This window comes from Streptomyces katrae, from assembly GCF_000966975.1.
Taxonomy (GTDB): Bacteria; Actinomycetota; Actinomycetes; order Streptomycetales; family Streptomycetaceae; genus Streptomyces; species Streptomyces katrae.
In genome coordinates this window covers 1-2,790 of sequence record NZ_JZWV01000917.1, presented here as the reverse complement: position 1 = coordinate 2,790, position 2,790 = coordinate 1, and the positions used below count along the sequence as shown (strand labels likewise).

Genomic DNA, 2,790 nt, shown 5'->3' with positions numbered 1-2,790 from the left:
GGCCAGGTACGCGGCGTACCCGGGACGCCCGGCCATGTGCGCCTCCAGCAGGCGTTTGCCGCTGCCCTTGATCAGCAGCGCGCTCATCAGGAGCGGGGAGACGACGGTGGCGGCCGCGGTCTGCCAGGTGGCGCAGGCCGTCAGGTACAGGCCCCACCACAGGAGGAAGTCGCCGAAGTAGTTCGGATGCCGGGTCCAGGCCCACAGGCCGCGGTCCATGATGCGGCCCTCGTTCGCGGGATCCGCCTTGAACCGGGCGAGCTGGTGGTCCCCGAGCGCCTCGAAGAACAGACCGACGGCCCACAGGACCAGCCCCACGGCGGCCGCGGCGTCCAGGGGCCGGGGGAGCAGCACCGCCACCTGGACGGGGAGGGAGACCACCCAGACCAGGGAGCCCTGGAGGAGGTAGACGGTGCGCAGGGCGTACAGGGCGGTGCTGCCCGGGGCCCGGGCGAGCATCCGCGCGTACCGGGGGTCCTCCCCGTGGCCCCGGCCGCGCCGGGCGATGTGCACCGCGAGGCGCAGCCCCCACACGACGGTGGCGAGGGCCACCACGGTCCTGCGCACGGGGTCGCCGTGGCCGGCCGAGAGGGACCAGGCGACGACGGCCACGGCCGCGAACGCCAGGCCCCAGGCGCTGTCGACGATCCGGTGCACCCCCTTGACCAGGGCCACCGCGAAGGTCAGGAGCATGACGGCGAGCGCCGTCGCGGCCGCGGCGGCGAGGACCGTGACGAGGGCCGTGCTGTCGACGGGGCTCATCCGGTGCCTCCGTCAGCCGTCGTCCGGCCGGTGAGGACGAGCTGGCGCACATCGAGGTAGCGGGAGCGGAATCCGGCCTCGGAGTAGGCGAGGTAGAGCTCCCACATCCGGCGGAAGACGTGGTCGAAGCCGAGGGCGCTCACCTCGGCGGACCGGCCGAGGAACCGTTCCCGCCACAGCCGGAGCGTTTCCGCGTAGTGCTCGCCGTAGCCGGTGTCGTGGACGAGGGACAGCCCGGCGGCCGCGCTGTGCCGGGCGATGGCCTCCCGGGAGGGGACGAGGCCTCCGGGGAAGACGTACTTGCTGATCCAGGTGTGAGTGCGGGCCGTGTGCAGCATCCGCTCGTGGGGCATGGTGATGGCCTGGAGCACGGCCCGCCCGCCGGGGGCCAGCAGGCGGTGCAGGGCGCGGAAGTAGGCGGGCCAGTAGGCGGCTCCGACGGCCTCGATCATCTCGACGCTCACGACGGCGTCGTAGGTGCCGTCGACGCGCCGGTAGTCGCACAGCTCGACGGTGACCCGGTCGCGGAGGCCCGCTTCCGCGACGCGCCGCAGGGCGAGGTCGCGCTGTTCCCGGGAGAGGGTGACGGTGCGGACGCGGGCGCCGCGCCGGGCGGCCCGGACGGCGAGTTCGCCCCAGCCCGTGCCGATCTCCAGGAGGGTGGTGCCCGGTCCGGTCCCGGCGAGGTCGAGCAGCCGGTCGATCTTGCGGTGCTGGGCCGCGGACAGGTCCTCGGCGCCGGCCGGGAGGGAGGCGAAGACGGCCGAGGAGTAGGTGAGCGTGGGGTCGAGGAAGGTGGCGAACAGCTCATTGGACAGGTCGTAGTGCCGGTGGACGTTGCGGCGGGCCCCTTCGACGGTGTTGCGGTCCGAGGCCGGCCTGCGGTGCGCCCAGGCGCCGCGCAGCCGGCGCAGGGCATGCGGTACGAGGTCGTCGACGTGGCCGGCCAGGACGGTCAGGACCCCGACCAGGTCGTCGCCGTCCCATTCGCCGGCCATGTAGGACTCGCCGAAGCCGATCAGGCCGTCGCGGCCGATGCGCCGGTGGAAGGCGTCCGGGTCGTGGAGGGTCAGCAGCGGGCCGGCGGCGGCGTCGGCCGGCGTGGTCAGGCCGAGACGGTCCAGGGCGCGGCACACGAGGTGGCGGGCGACTGCGGTCCGGGCGGCTCCGGCCGAAGGCAGGCGGCCCACGGCGGGCCAGCGTTCCGCGTCGACCTCGGGGCGGCNCGCCGAAGCCGATCAGGCCGTCCGCGCCGATCCGCCGGAAGAACGCCCCGGGATCGTGCAGGATCAGGGTCGGCAGGCCGTCCGCCGATCCCCGGGGCTGCCGGGGGAGCGCCGGCGCCGCGGCTCCGGGGGTCCGCACCCGCAACGGCAGGCGCCGCACGGCCCGTTCCACGATCCGGCGGGCCACCGCGGTGCGCAGGGCCGAGGCGCGCGGCAGCCGGGCGACATCGGGCCAGAGCGCGGCGTCGACCAGGTGCCGGCCGGCGCGGGGACCGCCGTGGGGGGCGGGAGGGAGGGTGAGGGTCACAGCGCGTCCTCCTGGACGGGCCGGGCCGGGCGGGTGGGCCGCGGCCGGACGGGCAGGCCTTTGAGCCGGAGCCGGATCCCGTGCCGGCGGATGCCGAACGACACACCGGCGGTCGGCCACGGGTTGCGCAGCAGCGCCGCGAGCAGCGCACGGGGCGTCGCCGGGCGGTGCGTGCCGCGGACGGTGGCGGTCAGTGGCCGCGACCCGTCCGCGTGACGGAGCTGGACGGTCAGGTCGAGGCGCTCGCCCGGCAGCGGCAGCCGCATCCGGTAGCTCCCCTCGACGCCGAAGAACGGGGAGACGTAGAACTCCTTGGCCACCTCGGCGCCGCCCCCGGCGTCGGGGCGCAGCAGGTAGCAGTGGCGCTCGCCGTACGTGTTGTGGACCTCCGCGACCACACAGACGAGCCCGCCCGACCCGTCGTGGCACCAGTACAGGGTCAGGGGGTTGAAGACGTGTCCCAGCACGCGCGCGTGCGCCAGCATCAGAACCCGC

General features: G+C 75.3%; 2 protein-coding genes and 1 pseudogene. All 3 read right to left on the bottom strand.

All coding sequences use genetic code 11. The features are described 5' to 3' along the window. Positions 1 to 762 (bottom strand): DUF1295 domain-containing protein (locus VR44_RS29625; protein WP_045950695.1); only part of this gene is annotated, 762 nt, incomplete at its 3' end. Beyond that, positions 759 to 2,224: pseudogene (locus VR44_RS29620) on the bottom strand (class I SAM-dependent methyltransferase). The gene VR44_RS29625 and the pseudogene VR44_RS29620, both read right to left, overlap by 4 nt. Positions 2,225 to 2,291: 67 nt before the next feature. Continuing rightward, positions 2,292 to 2,790 (bottom strand): DUF1365 domain-containing protein (locus tag VR44_RS29615; protein WP_045950694.1); only part of this gene is annotated, 499 nt, incomplete at its 5' end.